Consider the following 13,982-nt stretch of genomic DNA (forward strand, 5'->3'; position numbering starts at 1 on the left):
GTGTGCAGGACGCGGTCCGCGGCCGTCTCCAGATCCTCCGCGGAGTCGAAGACGCCCTCAAGAGCGCTGGTCAGCAGATCGAGCTGGAGGTCGATGTCGGTGCTCGGGGTGGGCGGCAGCCCCGTCGGCACCGGCAGCTCGCGGACCTTGGCGTCCGGCTCGACGAGCAGCACCGGCAGATGACCGGCCGAGCACACGGTGAGCTCGCCCTGGGTCGGATCGGCCTCCAGATAGAGGCAGGTGACGAACGGCTCGGGCAGGTCGCGCGTGAACGCGTCCAGCGTCTGCATCAGCTCGCACGCCGGGAGACCGGCGAGGGCCAGGGCGCGGCCCGCCGAGCGGAGCTGGCCCATCACCACGGCCGCGTCCAGGCCGCGCCCCATCACGTCGCCGATGAAGACCCCGACGCGCCCGGCCCCCAGATCGATCAGGTCGAGCCAGTCGCCGCCGACGCCCTGTCCCTGGGTGGACGGCAGATACCGGCTGGCGGTGCGCGCGCCCGGGATGCGCTTGGCCGAGCCCATCAGATGCAGGGCGAGCGAGATCTGCCGCTGCTGCGCGTACAGCTCGACGAGCTCCGCCTCCGCCCGCTTGCGCTCGGTCATGTCCCGCATGATCGAGCAGGCCGCGATGATGGAGCCGTCGCGGGAGCGGATGGGCCAGAGGGTGACGTCGACGTCGAGGACGCGTCCGTCGCTGGTGGTGCGGCGGGTCTCGTAGTGCTCGATGCGGACGCCGCGGGCGATCTGGGTGAGGAGGTGGGCTTCCTCGTCCCTGAGGTCGGGGGGTACGAGCATGCCGACGTGGCGGCCGACGGCCTGGGCCGGGGTGTAGCCGTACAGGCGCTGTGCGGCCGCGTTCCAGAAGGTGATCTCGCCGTCCAGGGTCTTCACGAGGATGGCGTCCTGGGAGGACTCGACCAGCTCTCTGAAGGGCTCCTGCCGGCTCTCGGTGCCCCGCACAGTTTCCAAAGACATCATCGGTGCCTCGCTTCGCGTGCCTCCTGCCCACCCGGGCGGCATGACGGACACTCCAGCACATCGGCTGCCAACATCGCGGATCTGCGGGTAATTCGTCGTTACGGCGGCACAGTTGTCGCTTTATGCAAGGTATGGACAGAGGGTTTGCCACATTGGGACTGCCGACCCCCCGGGAGATGAACCCTTCGCGCCGCCCATGGCCCGCTTGACGTCGCAGTTCTTATGATGTCTAGCGATTACTGGGCGCGCGTGTTCGATCGCGACCGGACGCCGGACCTCAATTGCATAAAACTGCGGCTATGCGTATAGTCATGCCATCCAAGAGGAGGGTTCCATGGCGGTACGCGCAGCAGTGGCAGGGGCGAGTGGGTACGCGGGCGGCGAGCTGCTGCGGCTGCTCCTCGTCCACCCCGAGGTGGAGATCGGCGCCCTCACCGGCAACTCGAACGCGGGGCAGCGCCTGGGCGCCCTCCAGCCGCACCTGTTCCCGCTCGCCGACCGCGTCCTCGAGCCGACCACCCCCGAGGTCCTCGCGGGCCACGACGTCGTCTTCCTCGCCCTGCCCCACGGGCAGTCCGCCGCCGTCGCCGAGCAGCTCGGCCCCGACGTCCTGGTCGTCGACATGGGCGCCGACTTCCGGCTGAAGGACGCGGGCGACTGGGAGAGGTTCTACGGCAGCCCCCACGCGGGCACCTGGCCCTACGGCCTCCCCGAGCTGCCGGGCTGCCGCACGGCCCTGGCGGGCACCAAGCGCGTCGCCGTGCCCGGCTGCTACCCCACCGCCGTCTCGCTCGCCCTCTTCCCGGCCTACGCCGCCGGCCTCGTCGAGCACGACGCGGTGATCGTCGCCTCCTCCGGCACCTCGGGCGCGGGCAAGGCCGCCAAGCCGCACCTCCTCGGCTCCGAGGTGATGGGGAACATGTCCCCCTACGGAGTGGGCGGCGGCCACCGGCACACCCCCGAGATGATCCAGAACCTGAGCGCGGCGGCGGGCGCCCCCGTCTCCGTGTCCTTCACGCCGACGCTGGCCCCGATGCCGCGCGGCATCCTCGCCACGTGCAGCGCGAAGGCCAGGCCCGGCGTCACCGCCGAGAGCGTGCGGGCCGCCTATGAGAAGGCGTTCGCCGACGAGCCGTTCGTCCGCCTGCTGCCCGAGGGGCAGTGGCCCGCGACCGCCGCCGTGTACGGCTCGAACGCCGTGCAGGTCCAGGTCGCGTACGACGGGAGCGCGGGACGCGTGATCGTGATCAGCGCCATCGACAACCTCACCAAGGGCACCGCGGGCGGCGCCCTGCAGAGCATGAACATCGCCCTCGGCCTCGACGAGGCCACCGGGCTCACTACGATCGGAGTCGCGCCGTGAGTGTGACGGCAGCCAAGGGATTCACGGCGGCGGGCATCGCCGCCGGCATCAAGGAGAACGGCAACCCCGACCTGGCCCTCGTGGTCAACACCGGGCCCCGCCAGGCCGCCGCAGGCGTGTTCACCGCCAACCGCGTCAAGGCCGCCCCGGTCCTCTGGTCGGAGCAGGTGCTCAAGGGCGGCCTCGTCTCCGCCGTCGTCCTCAACTCCGGCGGCGCCAACGCCTGTACGGGCCCGCGGGGCTTCCAGGACACCCACGCCACCGCCGAGAAGGCCGCCGATGTCCTCTCCCTGAACGCGGGCGAGATCGCCGTCGCCTCGACGGGCCTCATCGGCGTCACCCTCCCCATGGACAGGCTCCTGCCGGGCATCGAGAAGGCCGCCGCCGAACTCTCCGCGCACGGCGGTGAGAAGGCCGCCATCGCCATCAAGACCACCGACAGCGTGCACAAGACGTCCGTGGTGACCAAGGACGGCTGGACGGTCGGCGGCATGGCCAAGGGCGCGGGCATGCTCGCCCCCGGCCTCGCCACCATGCTGGTCGTCCTCACCACCGACGCCGACCTGGCGGCCCCGGTCCTCGACCGGGCGCTGCGCGACGCCACCCGCGTCACCTTCGACCGGGTCGACTCCGACGGCTGCATGTCCACCAACGACACCGTCCTGCTGCTCGCCTCCGGCGCAGCCGGGACCGCCCCGGAGTACGCCGAGTTCGCCGACGCCGTCCGCGAGGTCTGCGCCGACCTGGGACGCCAGCTCATCGGGGACGCCGAGGGTGCCAGCAAGGACATCAAGGTCGAGGTGGTGAACGCCGCGAGCGAGGCCGACGCCGTCGAGGTGGGCCGCTCCATCGCCCGCAACAACCTCCTCAAGTGCGCCCTGCACGGCGAGGACCCCAACTGGGGCCGGGTGCTCTCCGCGATCGGCACCACGTCCGCCGCCTTCGACCCCGACCGGCTCAACGTCGCCATCAACGGCGTCTGGGTCTGCAGAGACGGTTCCGTGGGCGAGGACCGCGATCTGGTCGACATGCGCTACCGCGAGGTCGTCATCACCGCCGACCTCGCCGCGGGCGCCGAGACCGCGACGATCTGGACCAACGACCTCACCGCCGACTACGTCCACGAGAACAGCGCGTACAGCTCATGAGCGCACGCAAGCACACCGCGCTGCCCAAGGCCCAGATCCTCATCGAGGCGCTGCCCTGGCTGACCCGGCACCACGGCAAGACGGTCGTCATCAAGTTCGGCGGCAACGCCATGGTCGACGAGGAGCTGAAGGCCGCCTTCGCCCAGGACGTGGTCTTCCTGCACCACGCGGGCCTCAAGCCCGTGGTCGTGCACGGCGGCGGTCCGCAGATCAGCAAGGCGCTGGACCGGCACGGCATCGTCAGCGAGTTCAAGGCGGGCCTCCGGGTCACCACCGAGGACGCCATGGACGTCGTACGCATGGTGCTCGCCGGACAGGTGCAGCGCGAACTGGTCGGCCTGCTCAACGAGCACGGACCGCTCGCCGTCGGACTCACCGGCGAGGACGCGCACACCATCACCGCCACCAAGCACCAGCCGCGCATCGAGGGCGAACTGGTCGACATCGGCCGGGTCGGCGAGATCACCGAGATCGACACGGGCGCCATCGAGGCGCTGCTCGCCGACGGCCGTATCCCGGTCGTCTCCTCGATCGCCCGATCCGAGGATGACGGACATGTCTACAACGTCAATGCTGATACGGCGGCTGCGGCACTCGCTGCGGCGCTTGGTGCCGAGACCCTGATGGTCCTGACCGACGTCGAGGGCCTCTACGAGGACTGGCCCCACAGCGACGAGGTCATCAGCAGGCTCACCGCCCTGGAGCTGGAGAAGCTCCTGCCCGAGCTGGCCAGCGGCATGGTCCCCAAGATGGAGGGCTGTCTGCACGCCGTCCGCAACGGCGTGCACACCGCCCGCGTCATCGACGGGCGCGTCCAGCACTCGATCCTCCTTGAGATCTTCACCGACGAGGGCATCGGCACCATGGTCGTGCCCGACCGGATCGACGAGACCGGCGAACACCACGGCAGGGCAGGGGAGTCATGAGCAACCAGGAGCTGACCACGCGCTGGCAGGGCGCGCTCATGGACAACTACGGCACGCCGAGGCTGCCCCTCGTGCGCGGCGAGGGCAGCAGGCTGTGGGACGCCGACGGCAAGGAGTACGCCGACTTCGTCGGCGGCATCGCCGTCAACGCGCTCGGCCACGCCCATCCGGCCGTCGTCGAGGCCGTGAGCACCCAGGTCGGTGCCCTCGGCCATGTCTCCAACCTCTTCGTCGCCGAGCCGCCCGTCGCGCTCGCCGAACGGCTGCTCCAGCTCTTCGGCCGCGAAGGGCGCGTGTACTTCTGCAACTCCGGGGCCGAGGCCAACGAAGGCGCCTTCAAGCTGGGGCGTCTGACGGGGCGTCCGCACATGGTCGCGACCGAGGGCGCCTTCCACGGCCGGACCATGGGCGCGCTCGCCCTCACCGGCCAGCCCGGCAAGCAGCAGCCGTTCGTGCCGCTGCCCGGGGATGTCACCCATGTCCCGTTCGGCGACGTGGACGCGCTGCGCGCGGCGGTGACCACGGACACCGCGTTCGTGATCGTCGAGCCGATCCAGGGCGAGCGGGGCGTCGTGGTGCCGCCCGCGGGCTATCTCAAGGCGGCCAGGGAGATCACCAGGGCCACCGGGACGCTCCTCGTCCTGGACGAGGTGCAGACCGGAATCGGCCGGACCGGCCACTGGTTCGAGCACCTGGCGCACGAGGGCGTCGAGCCCGACGTCGTCACACTCGCGAAGGGGCTCGGCGGTGGTCTGCCGCTCGGCGCGACCGTGGCGTTCGGCGCCGCCGCCGAGCTGTTCAGGCCCGGTCACCACGGCACGACGTTCGGCGGCAACCCCGTCGCGTGCGCCGCGGGGCTCGCCGTCGTCGACACCATCGCCGCCGAGGGCCTGCTCGACAACACCAAGCGGGCCGGGGAGAAACTGCGGGTCGGAATCGAGTCGGCGGGACACCCGCTCGTGCACCACGTCAGGGGCGCGGGCCTGCTGCTGGGTATCGTGCTCACCGAGCCGCTCGCGCCACAGGTGCAGCAGGCGGCTCAGGACGCCGGCTTCCTGGTGAACGTGCCCGCCCCCGATGTCGTACGGCTGATGCCGCCGCTGAACGTGCGCGACGACGAGGTGGACGCGTTCCTCCGGGCGCTGCCCGGCGTACTGGACAAGGCCGCCGAGGCGGCCGACGGGGACGGACGATCCGGAGAATGAGACGACGATGAGCCAGGCGCAAGGCAACGAGCACGTCGACCATGCGGGTCCCGCCGTGCCGCAGACCCGCACCGCACGCCACCGCCGGATCGTGGACATCCTCAACCGGCAGCCGGTGCGTTCCCAGAGCCAGCTCGCGAAGCTCCTCGCGGACGACGGTCTGACCGTCACGCAGGCGACGCTCTCCCGGGACCTCGACGAGCTCAACGCGGTGAAGATCCGCAACGCCGAGGGCGACCTCATCTACGCGGTGCCCAGCGAGGGCGGTTTCCGCACGCCGCGCGCGCCGCTGGGGGAGTCGGCCAAGGAGGAGCGGATGCGGCGGCTCTCGGCGGAGCTGCTGATCTCCGCGGAGGCCTCGGCGAACCTGGTCGTCCTGCGCACTCCGCCGGGCGCCGCCCAGTTCCTGGCCTCGGCGATCGACCAGGCCGAGCTGCACGACATCCTCGGGACGATCGCGGGCGACGACACGCTGATGCTGATCAGCAGGGAACCGGCCGGGGGCCAGGCGCTCGCGGACCACTTGCTGCGGCTGGCCTCGAACGAATAGCTGGCCCCTGGCCTTCAGCGGCGCCCTTCACCGGCTGCGCCTGGCTCGTCCTCAGACGCCGGACGGGCTTGATCAAGTGCCCGGCACCCGGATGTCGCACCGGCCGGTCATCCGTTACGGGAGCGTGCGCCGGGCCCGGTGTGACATCCAGGCGGCGACCAGGGCTCCCGAGACGTTGTGCCACACCGAGAAGACGGCCGCGGGCAGCGCGGCCAGCGGGCTGAAGTGGGCCGTGGCCAGGGACGCGGCGAGACCGGAGTTCTGCATGCCGACCTCGAAGGCCATGGCGCGGGACGCGGGCGGGCCGAGGCGGGAGAGCTTGCCCGCGCCGTAGCCGAGCGCGAGCCCCAGGCCGTTGTGGAGCACGACGGCGAGGAGGACCAGGACGGCGGCGGACTTGATGGCGGCGGCGCTGCCCGCGACGACGATCGTCACGATGGCCGCGATGGTCAGCGCCGAGAGCCACGGCAGCGCGCCGAGCACCCGGCTGAGGCGGCGCCCGAGGAACAGCCGCACGAGCAGCCCGGCGATCACCGGCAGCAGCACGGTCTTGAGGATGTCCGTGACCATCGAGCCCGCGTCCACCGGCAGGTATTCGCCCGCGAGCAGCAGCGTCAGGGGCGGGGTGATCAGCGGCGCGAGCACCGTGGAGACCGTGGCCACCGAGACGGAGAGCGCCACGTCACCGCGGGCCAGGTACGTCACCACGTTCGACGCCGTGCCGCTCGGCGCGCAGCCCACCAGGATCACGCCCGCCGCCAGCTGCGGCGAGAGGCCGAGGGCGTGGGCGATGAGCCAGCCGAGCCCCGGCATGATCACGTAGTGCGCGACAAGGCCGAGCGCCACGGCCCAGGGGCGCTTGACCACGCCCTGGAAGTCGAGCGGGGTCATGGTCAGGCCCATGCAGAACATCACGACGCCGAGCAGGTACGGGACGTTCGTGCCCCAGCCCTCGAAGGCCCCGGGCGCGGCGAGGCCGAGGGCGCCCGCGGCCAGGACGAGGACGGGGAAGACCGTGACGGCGCGGCGGGCGGCCCTGTCGGCGGAGCCCGCGTCGGGGGAGGGATCGGTGAGCGTCTGTTCGGGTTGCACGGGCGCGATGCAACGCCCCGCCCGGGACGCGCGCAACCCCGTCTCGGTATGTGGTCGTTACACGGAATCGAGGGGCGCGGGGGTCCCGGGACCGGCCGGGGCGGGAGGCAGCGGCAGCGGCAGACCGGGGAGCCCGTCGATGCTGTGGGCGATGTGCTCCTTCTTGGTGAAGTAGGCGCTGAGTGACGCGTCGTCCTCGCGCGCGAACCGCTTGCCGTGCAGATCGCGGTCCTCGTCGTACGTCATGAACGGCACCGCGTAGCCGCAGGTGTCGCGGATGAGGTCGGCCGTCACGACGACGACGGCGCGCAGGCCGTGCCGGGCCGGGTCGATGCCGGGGAAGTGGCCGAGGAGCGGGGTGAAGCGGGGGTCGTCGCGGAAGACGGGCTCGCCGCGCCCGTGCACCCGGACGATGTTGGGCGGTCCCTGGAAGGCGCACCACATCAGGGTGATGCGGCCGTTCTCGCGCAGATGGGCGATGGTCTCGGCGTTGCTGCCCGCGAAGTCGAGGTAGGCGACGGTCAGTTCGTCGATGACGGCGAAGGAGCCCTTCAGGCCCTTGGGGGAGAGGTTGATGGTGCCGTCGTCGGCGAGCGGGGCGGTCGCCGTGAAGAACACCGGCTGCTCCTCGATGAAGGTGCGCAGCCTGCCGTCTATGTGTGCGTGAGTCTTTCCCATGAGCCGGGATTATCCGCCGTGATCCTTCGTCCGTCTCGTGACTTCGTACGGCCTGGACGGGTAAAGGGGTGCGGCGCGTGGCTCGATTGACGAATCATGCAGAACTCTGCATACTCATGCATGGCGGTGATCGGGCCGTCGTGAGAGCCCCGCGCTTCTAAGGAGCACGCAGTGAGCAGCAACAGCGGTGACGTCCGGCTCTGGGGCGGACGGTTCGCCGACGGTCCCGCCGAGGCCCTGGCGAAGCTGTCCGCGTCCGTCCACTTCGACTGGCGCCTCGCGCCGTACGACATCGCGGGCTCCCGTGCCCACGCGCGCGTCCTGCACAAGGCGGGCCTGCTCACCGAGGACGAGCTGACCCGCATGCTGGCCGGGCTCGACCAGCTCGAAGGAGACGTCGCCGACGGCTCGTTCACCGGCACCATCGCCGACGAGGACGTCCACACCGCCCTGGAGCGCGGCCTCCTGGAGCGGCTCGGCCCCGACCTCGGCGGCAAGCTGCGCGCCGGACGATCCCGCAACGACCAGGTGGCGACGCTCTTCCGGATGTACCTGCGCGACCAGGCGCGGATCATCGGCGGCCTCATCGCCGACCTCCAGGACGCGCTGATCGGCCTCGCCGAGGCGCACTCCGACGTCGCCATGCCGGGCCGCACCCACCTCCAGCACGCGCAGCCGGTGCTCTTCGCCCACCACATGCTGGCCCACGTACAGCCGCTGGCGCGGGACGCCGAGCGGCTGCGGCAGTGGGACACCCGTACGGCCGTCTCGCCGTACGGCTCGGGCGCGCTCGCCGGTTCCTCCCTGGGGCTCGACCCGGAGGCGGTCGCCGCGGACCTCGGGTTCGAGCACGGGAGCGTGGGCAACTCCATCGACGGCACGGCCTCGCGTGACTTCGTCGCCGAGTTCACCTTCATCACCGCGATGATCGGCGTGAACATCTCCCGGATCGCCGAGGAGATCATCATCTGGAACACGAAGGAGTTCTCCTTCGTCACCCTGCACGACGCCTTCTCCACCGGCTCCTCGATCATGCCGCAGAAGAAGAACCCGGACATCGCCGAGCTGGCGCGCGGCAAGTCCGGCCGCCTCATCGGCAACCTCACCGGCCTGATGGCCACGCTCAAGGCGCTGCCGCTCGCCTACAACCGCGACCTCCAGGAGGACAAGGAGCCGGTCTTCGACTCCTGCGACCAGCTCCAGCTCCTGCTGCCCGCCTTCACCGGCATGATGGCCACGCTCACCGTCCACCGCGAGCGCATGGCGGAGCTGGCCCCGGCCGGATTCTCGCTCGCCACGGACATCGCCGAGTGGCTCGTCAAGCAGGGCGTGCCCTTCCGAGTCGCGCACGACGTCGCGGGCGAGTGCGTGAAGGCCGCCGAGGCCGAGGGCAAGGAGCTCGACGACCTCACCGACGAGCAGTTCGCGAAGATCTCCGAGCACCTCGCCCCCGAGGTCCGCACCGTCCTGAACGTGCCGGGCGCGCTCGCCTCCCGCGACGGCCGGGGCGGCACCGCCCCCTCGGCCGTCGCCGTCCAGCTCGCCGAGGTCAAGGCGGACCTGGCGGCGCAGCGGGAGTGGGCGAACGCCCGCAGGTGAGCGGGGGTTCCGCGGGCTCTGCGGGTACGTTGTCGGGAACGCCCGTACGACGACCCGAGGAGCCCGCGATGCCCTTCGACCGGCTGGCCGCAGCCACCACCCCGACCGCACACCTGGGGCTCGGCCTCGCCGCCGTGGGCAGGCCCGGCTACATCACGCTGGGCCGCGGACAGGACCTGCCCGCCTCGCGCAGCCCCGAGGCCCTGTGCGAGCGCACCTTCGAGCTCCTGGACGCCGCGTACGCCACGGGCGTCAGGTACCTCGACGCGGCCCGCTCGTACGGCCGTTCGGAGGAGTTCCTCGGCGCCTGGCTGCGGGCCAGGCCCGACATCCATGACGTCGTCATCGGCAGCAAGTGGGGTTACACGTACACGGCCGACTGGCGCACCGACGTCGACGGGCCGCACGAGGTCAAGGACCACGCCACCGCCGCCTACGACCGCCAGCGCGCCGAGACGGCCGAGCTGCTCGGCGACCGGCTCGACCTCTACCAGATCCACTCCGTCACGCCCGAGAGCCCCGCGCTCGCCGACAAGGAGCTGCACGCCCGCCTCGCCGCGCTGGCCGCCGAGGGCGTGACCGTCGGCCTCTCCGTGAGCGGCCCGGACCAGGCGTCCGCGATCCGCGCCGCCCTCGCCGTGACGGTCGACGGCGAGCCGCTCTTCCGCACCGTCCAGGCCACGTACAACCTCCTGGAGACCTCGGCGGGCCCGGCACTCGCCGAGGCGCACGACGCGGGTCTCACCGTCATCGTCAAGGAGGGCATGGCCAACGGCAGGCTGACCGACCCGCACGCCCCCGGCGCGCTGCGCGAGGTCGCGGGGGAGACGGGGTACGGCTGCGACGCCGTGGCGCTCGCCGCGGTGCTGCGCGAGCCGTGGGCGGGTGTGGTCCTCTCCGGCGCGGCGACCACGGCCCAGCTCGTCTCCAACCTGCACGCCGCCGCCGTCGACCTCACCCCCGGACAGGCCGATCGCCTCGGCGGCCTCGCGGAGGAGCCGCGGGCCTACTGGGGGCGGCGCTCGGAGCTGCCCTGGCACTGACGTGCGCGGCATGCTCTGAGACGTCAGCGTCTCAAATGTCCTATGGTTGTCTCATGTCAGTCGATCGCGACCAGGTCCTGCGCAGTGCCGCCGCCCTGCTCACCCGCAAAGCCACCTCCACCATGGACGAGGTCGCCCGCGCCGCGGGCATCAGCAGGGCCACCCTGCACCGCCACTTCGCGGGCCGCGACGCGCTCGTGCGCGCCCTGGAGGAGCTGGGGCTCCAGGAGTGCGAGGCTGCCCTCGACCGGGCCGCCCTCGACGAGGGCAGCGCACGGGACGCCCTGCGGCGCCTGGTGCGCGAGGTCGAGCCCGCCGCCGGGCTCCTCGCCTTCCTGTACACGGAGAACCAGCTCTTCGAGGGCGAGACCCAGCACGACGGCTGGGCCCGCATCGACGCCCGGCTGGCCGCCCTCTTCCGGCGCGGCCAGGAGAACGGGGAGTTCCGCATCGACCTGACACCCGTCTGGCTCACGGAGGCGCTGTACGGCCTCATCGGCTCCGGCGCCTGGGCCGTGATGGACGGCCGGGTCGCCGCCAAGGACTTCTCGTACATGATCGCCGAGCTGCTGATCGGCGGCGCGCAGCGGAGAGTGGACTCATGACCAGCATCAAGGAGAGCACCGCCGGGCCGGACGCCGAGCGCGGCCCCGGCCGCTGGCTCGCGCTCGCCGTGCTCGTCCTCGCCGTCCTCCTGGTCGCCGTCGACGCCACCGTGCTCGGCCTGGCGACGCCGTACATCAGCGAGGACCTGGAGCCCTCCGGCACCCAGCTCCTGTGGATCGGTGACGTCTACTCCTTCGTCATCGCGGGCCTGCTCGTCTCCATGGGCAGCCTCGGCGACCGGATCGGCCGGAAGAAGCTGCTGCTCTGCGGCGCGGTGGCGTTCGGCGCGGTGTCCGTCCTCAACTCCTACGCCACGAGCCCGGAGATGATGATCCTGGCCCGTGCGCTGCTCGGCGTCGCGGGCGCGACCCTGATGCCGTCCACCCTCGCGCTGATCCGCAACATCTTCCACGACCCGCGCGAGCGGAGCCTCGCGGTCGGCATCTGGGGCGCCATGGCGTCGGCGGGCGCGGCCGTCGGGCCCGTCGTCGGCGGCTTCCTGCTCGAACACTTCTGGTGGGGCTCGGTCTTCCTCATCAACCTGCCGGTGATGGCGGTGCTCGTCCTGGTCGGCGTCAAACTGCTCCCCGAGTCCAGGAACCCGGCCCCCGGCCCCTGGGACCTGCTGAGCGTCCTGCTCTCGCTGGTCGGCATGATCGGCGTCGTGTACGCCATCAAGGAGGCGGCGGCACACGGCCTGCGCTGGGACGCCGTGCTCGCCGCGGTGATCGGCGTCGCCGCGCTGACGTGGTTCGCGCGCCGTCAGCTCACGCTGAGCGCGCCGCTCCTCGACATGCGGCTCTTCAGCCACCGGGGCTTCAGCGGAGCCGTCCTCGCCGACCTGCTGACCGTCCTCGGCCTCTCCGGCCTGGTCTTCTTCCTCTCCCAGTTCCTGCAACTCGTGCAGGGCAGGCGCCCGTTCGAAGCGGGCCTCGCGGAACTGCCCGCCGCGGTGGGGGCGGTCGTGGCGGGCCTGATCGCGGGCGTGGTCGCCCGGCGGTTCTCCGTACGGATCGTGGTCGCGGGCGGGCTCGCGGCCATCGGGCTCTCGCTCGCCGTGCTCACGGGGCTGAGCCAGGAGACCGGATATCCGCTGCTGGGAGCGGTGCTGCTGGTGGTCGGCGTCGGCGCGGGCTTCTCGTTCACCGTGACGGCCGACGTGATCCTCTCCAGCGTGCCCAAGGAGCAGGCGGGCGCGGCGTCCGCGGTCTCGGAGACGGCGTACGAACTGGGCGCGGCCCTCGGCATCGCCCTGCTCGGCTCCATCGTGACGGGCGTCTACCGCGACTTCACCGCCCCCGAGGGCACACCGGCCGACGTGGCGTCGGCCGCCCACGAATCACTGGGCGGGGCCGTGGAATCGGCGCGGAGTCTGCCGCCGCACGAGGCGGAGACACTCCTGCACGCGGCCCAGACCTCCTTCGTGGACGGCCTGCGGCTCGCCTCCGGCGTGGGGGCGGCGGTCCTGCTTGCCACGGCGGTGGCGGCGTGGTTCCTGCTCAGGGGCCAGCGACTGGAGGACGGCGTCGACCACTGAGCGCACGCGGGGGCCGGTCCGTCGACCGCGGGTCGCCCGTGGCCGGTCGCGCGGTTCCCCGCTCCCTGATCCGGCCCGATCCAAACGAAAGACCCTAGGCGGCCTTCGCTTTGGTGGCGTACATGTCCACGTACTCCTGCCCGGAAAGCCGCATGACCTCCGTCATCACGGAGTCCGTGACGGCGCGCAGCACATAGCGGTCGCGGTCCATGCCGTCGTACCGGGAGAACTCCATGGGCTCGCCGAAACGGACCGTCACCTTGCCGGGGCGCGGCACGCCCTTGCCGCCGGGCTGGAGCTTGTCCGTGCCGATCATCGCGAAGGGGACGACGGGCGCGCCGGTCATCAGGGTCAGCCGGGCGATGCCCGTACGGCCCCGGTAGAGCCGCCCGTCGGGGGAGCGCGTGCCCTCGGGGTAGATGCCGAACACCTGGCCGTCGTCGAGGATGCGCCGCCCGGTCATCAGCGCGGCCACGCCGCCCCGGCCGCCGTCGCGGTCCACCGGGATCATGCCGACGCCCGTGAAGAACCACGCCATGAGGCGGCCCTTGAAGCCCTTGCCGGTGACGTACTCGTCCTTGCCGATGAAGTACACCGGACGGCTGGTCACCAGCGGCAGGATCATCGAGTCGATGAAGGTCAGATGGTTTCCGGCCAGAATGACGGGCCCGGTCCCCGGGATGTTCTCGGCACCCTCTACCCGTGGACGGAACATCAGGCGCAAGATCGGTCCGAGCACACCCTTGATGAGCGCTAGACGGGACAACGAACCCTCCGGGGTCAACAAGTCGACGAAGTAAGCGACGGGTAAGTGCAGGTGAGGACGATACTCGCGGGTCACCGCCGATTGCACATCGGGTTCACGCCCCCGATACACAGTGTTGACCCGGATTCGCGCAGATCCGCCCAGGAATGTGGCCTCCGCGAAGACGGTATCCCCGTGTGACGGGTGTGGCCCGAACTAGTGGTCCTTGTCACGCACACACTTCTCACGCACACAACTTCCCACGCGCGGACTTCTCCCTGCGTGGCGGACGTCGCGTACGGCCGCCACCTCCATGGTGCGCCCATTCGCCATGCCGCGTCATCCTGACGTTCCGTCCGGGGTCTCCCACTGGTCACTCCCGGCCACCTACGATCGGTCCCGCTTTGTCAGGTGCAAGGCAGCGGTACATCGGGAGGAGCGCCAATGGCGACGCAGGAGTCGGGGCAGCAGCAGCCGGGGACGAGCCGGGGGCGGCGCGCGGTACTGGGG

13 protein-coding genes are annotated in these 13,982 nt (G+C 71.4%); 9 read left to right on the top strand and 4 right to left on the bottom strand.

Features of this window, described 5'->3' with window-relative positions:
- Positions 1 to 962 (bottom strand): PAS domain S-box protein (locus AB8Z36_RS11875; RefSeq protein WP_369213224.1); only part of this gene is annotated, 962 nt, incomplete at its 3' end.
- 352 nt (positions 963 to 1,314) lie between these two features.
- Between AB8Z36_RS11875 and argC the strand changes: the two genes are divergently transcribed.
- Genes argC through AB8Z36_RS11900 form a run of 5 tightly spaced genes read left to right on the top strand, consistent with a single transcriptional unit; the run spans position 1,315 to position 6,172 of the window.
- Positions 1,315 to 2,343, top strand: a complete 1,029-nt coding sequence (gene argC, locus AB8Z36_RS11880) for an N-acetyl-gamma-glutamyl-phosphate reductase (protein ID WP_369213213.1) — start codon at positions 1,315 to 1,317, stop codon at positions 2,341 to 2,343.
- The gene (gene argJ, locus AB8Z36_RS11885; protein WP_369213214.1) at positions 2,340 to 3,491 is read left to right on the top strand and encodes a bifunctional glutamate N-acetyltransferase/amino-acid acetyltransferase ArgJ; all 1,152 of its coding nucleotides are present in this window, start codon (positions 2,340 to 2,342) and stop codon (positions 3,489 to 3,491) included. The genes argC and argJ overlap by 4 nt, the downstream gene beginning before the upstream one ends.
- The gene (gene argB, locus AB8Z36_RS11890; RefSeq protein ID WP_369213215.1) at positions 3,488 to 4,417 is read left to right on the top strand and encodes an acetylglutamate kinase; all 930 of its coding nucleotides are present in this window, start codon (positions 3,488 to 3,490) and stop codon (positions 4,415 to 4,417) included. Before argJ ends, argB begins: the two co-directional genes overlap by 4 nt.
- Positions 4,414 to 5,622 (top strand): acetylornithine transaminase, encoded by a 1,209-nt coding sequence (locus AB8Z36_RS11895; protein ID WP_369213216.1) that lies wholly within the window; start codon positions 4,414 to 4,416, stop codon positions 5,620 to 5,622. Before argB ends, AB8Z36_RS11895 begins: the two co-directional genes overlap by 4 nt.
- Positions 5,623 to 5,629: 7 nt before the next feature.
- The gene (locus AB8Z36_RS11900; RefSeq protein ID WP_062779421.1) at positions 5,630 to 6,172 is read left to right on the top strand and encodes an arginine repressor; all 543 of its coding nucleotides are present in this window, start codon (positions 5,630 to 5,632) and stop codon (positions 6,170 to 6,172) included.
- A 114-nt stretch (positions 6,173 to 6,286) separates the two neighbouring features.
- Here the strand turns inward: AB8Z36_RS11900 and AB8Z36_RS11905 are convergent, their stop codons facing one another.
- Positions 6,287 to 7,264, bottom strand: coding sequence for a bile acid:sodium symporter family protein (locus AB8Z36_RS11905; RefSeq protein ID WP_369213217.1), 978 nt, complete (start codon positions 7,262 to 7,264; stop codon positions 6,287 to 6,289).
- 57 nt (positions 7,265 to 7,321) lie between these two features.
- Positions 7,322 to 7,942 carry a pyridoxamine 5'-phosphate oxidase family protein gene (locus AB8Z36_RS11910; RefSeq protein WP_369213218.1) on the bottom strand — a complete coding sequence of 207 codons (621 nt, stop codon included), beginning with the start codon at positions 7,940 to 7,942 and terminating at the stop codon, positions 7,322 to 7,324.
- Between the two features lie 171 nt (positions 7,943 to 8,113).
- Between AB8Z36_RS11910 and argH the strand changes: the two genes are divergently transcribed.
- The 4 genes from argH to AB8Z36_RS11930 all read left to right on the top strand — a co-directional run bounded on the left by argH (position 8,114) and on the right by AB8Z36_RS11930 (position 12,727).
- Positions 8,114 to 9,541, top strand: a complete 1,428-nt coding sequence (gene argH / locus AB8Z36_RS11915) for an argininosuccinate lyase (protein ID WP_369213219.1) — start codon at positions 8,114 to 8,116, stop codon at positions 9,539 to 9,541.
- A gap of 68 nt (positions 9,542 to 9,609) precedes the next feature.
- Positions 9,610 to 10,584 (top strand): aldo/keto reductase, encoded by a 975-nt coding sequence (locus AB8Z36_RS11920; protein WP_369213220.1) that lies wholly within the window; start codon positions 9,610 to 9,612, stop codon positions 10,582 to 10,584.
- A 53-nt stretch (positions 10,585 to 10,637) separates the two neighbouring features.
- On the top strand, positions 10,638 to 11,189 hold the full coding sequence (locus AB8Z36_RS11925; RefSeq protein ID WP_369213221.1) for a TetR/AcrR family transcriptional regulator: 552 nt from the start codon (positions 10,638 to 10,640) through the stop codon (positions 11,187 to 11,189).
- The gene (locus AB8Z36_RS11930) at positions 11,186 to 12,727 is read left to right on the top strand and encodes an MFS transporter (RefSeq protein ID WP_369213222.1); all 1,542 of its coding nucleotides are present in this window, start codon (positions 11,186 to 11,188) and stop codon (positions 12,725 to 12,727) included. The genes AB8Z36_RS11925 and AB8Z36_RS11930 overlap by 4 nt, the downstream gene beginning before the upstream one ends.
- Positions 12,728 to 12,821: 94 nt before the next feature.
- On the opposite strand, the gene AB8Z36_RS11935 is transcribed toward AB8Z36_RS11930, so the two are convergent.
- Positions 12,822 to 13,442 (bottom strand): lysophospholipid acyltransferase family protein, encoded by a 621-nt coding sequence (locus tag AB8Z36_RS11935; protein WP_369213223.1) that lies wholly within the window; start codon positions 13,440 to 13,442, stop codon positions 12,822 to 12,824.
- Between the last annotated feature and the right edge of the window lie 540 nt (positions 13,443 to 13,982).

Source organism: Streptomyces flavofungini (genome assembly GCF_041028215.1).
GTDB classification, from domain to species: Bacteria; Actinomycetota; Actinomycetes; order Streptomycetales; family Streptomycetaceae; genus Streptomyces; species Streptomyces flavofungini_B.

Excerpts from the sequence above, each read along its gene's own strand:
- argC (WP_369213213.1), top strand. The coding sequence starts at position 1,315 with ATGGCGGTACGCGCAGCAGTGGCAGGGGCGAGTGGGTACGCGGGCGGC.
- AB8Z36_RS11910 (WP_369213218.1), bottom strand. The coding sequence starts at position 7,942 with ATGGGAAAGACTCACGCACACATAGACGGCAGGCTGCGCACCTTCATC.
- AB8Z36_RS11935 (WP_369213223.1), bottom strand. The coding sequence starts at position 13,442 with ATGTTCCGTCCACGGGTAGAGGGTGCCGAGAACATCCCGGGGACCGGG.
- argB (WP_369213215.1), top strand. The coding sequence starts at position 3,488 with ATGAGCGCACGCAAGCACACCGCGCTGCCCAAGGCCCAGATCCTCATC.
- AB8Z36_RS11895 (WP_369213216.1), top strand. The coding sequence starts at position 4,414 with ATGAGCAACCAGGAGCTGACCACGCGCTGGCAGGGCGCGCTCATGGAC.
- AB8Z36_RS11900 (WP_062779421.1), top strand. The coding sequence starts at position 5,630 with ATGAGCCAGGCGCAAGGCAACGAGCACGTCGACCATGCGGGTCCCGCC.
- AB8Z36_RS11925 (WP_369213221.1), top strand. The coding sequence starts at position 10,638 with ATGTCAGTCGATCGCGACCAGGTCCTGCGCAGTGCCGCCGCCCTGCTC.
- AB8Z36_RS11920 (WP_369213220.1), top strand. The coding sequence starts at position 9,610 with ATGCCCTTCGACCGGCTGGCCGCAGCCACCACCCCGACCGCACACCTG.
- AB8Z36_RS11930 (WP_369213222.1), top strand. The coding sequence starts at position 11,186 with ATGACCAGCATCAAGGAGAGCACCGCCGGGCCGGACGCCGAGCGCGGC.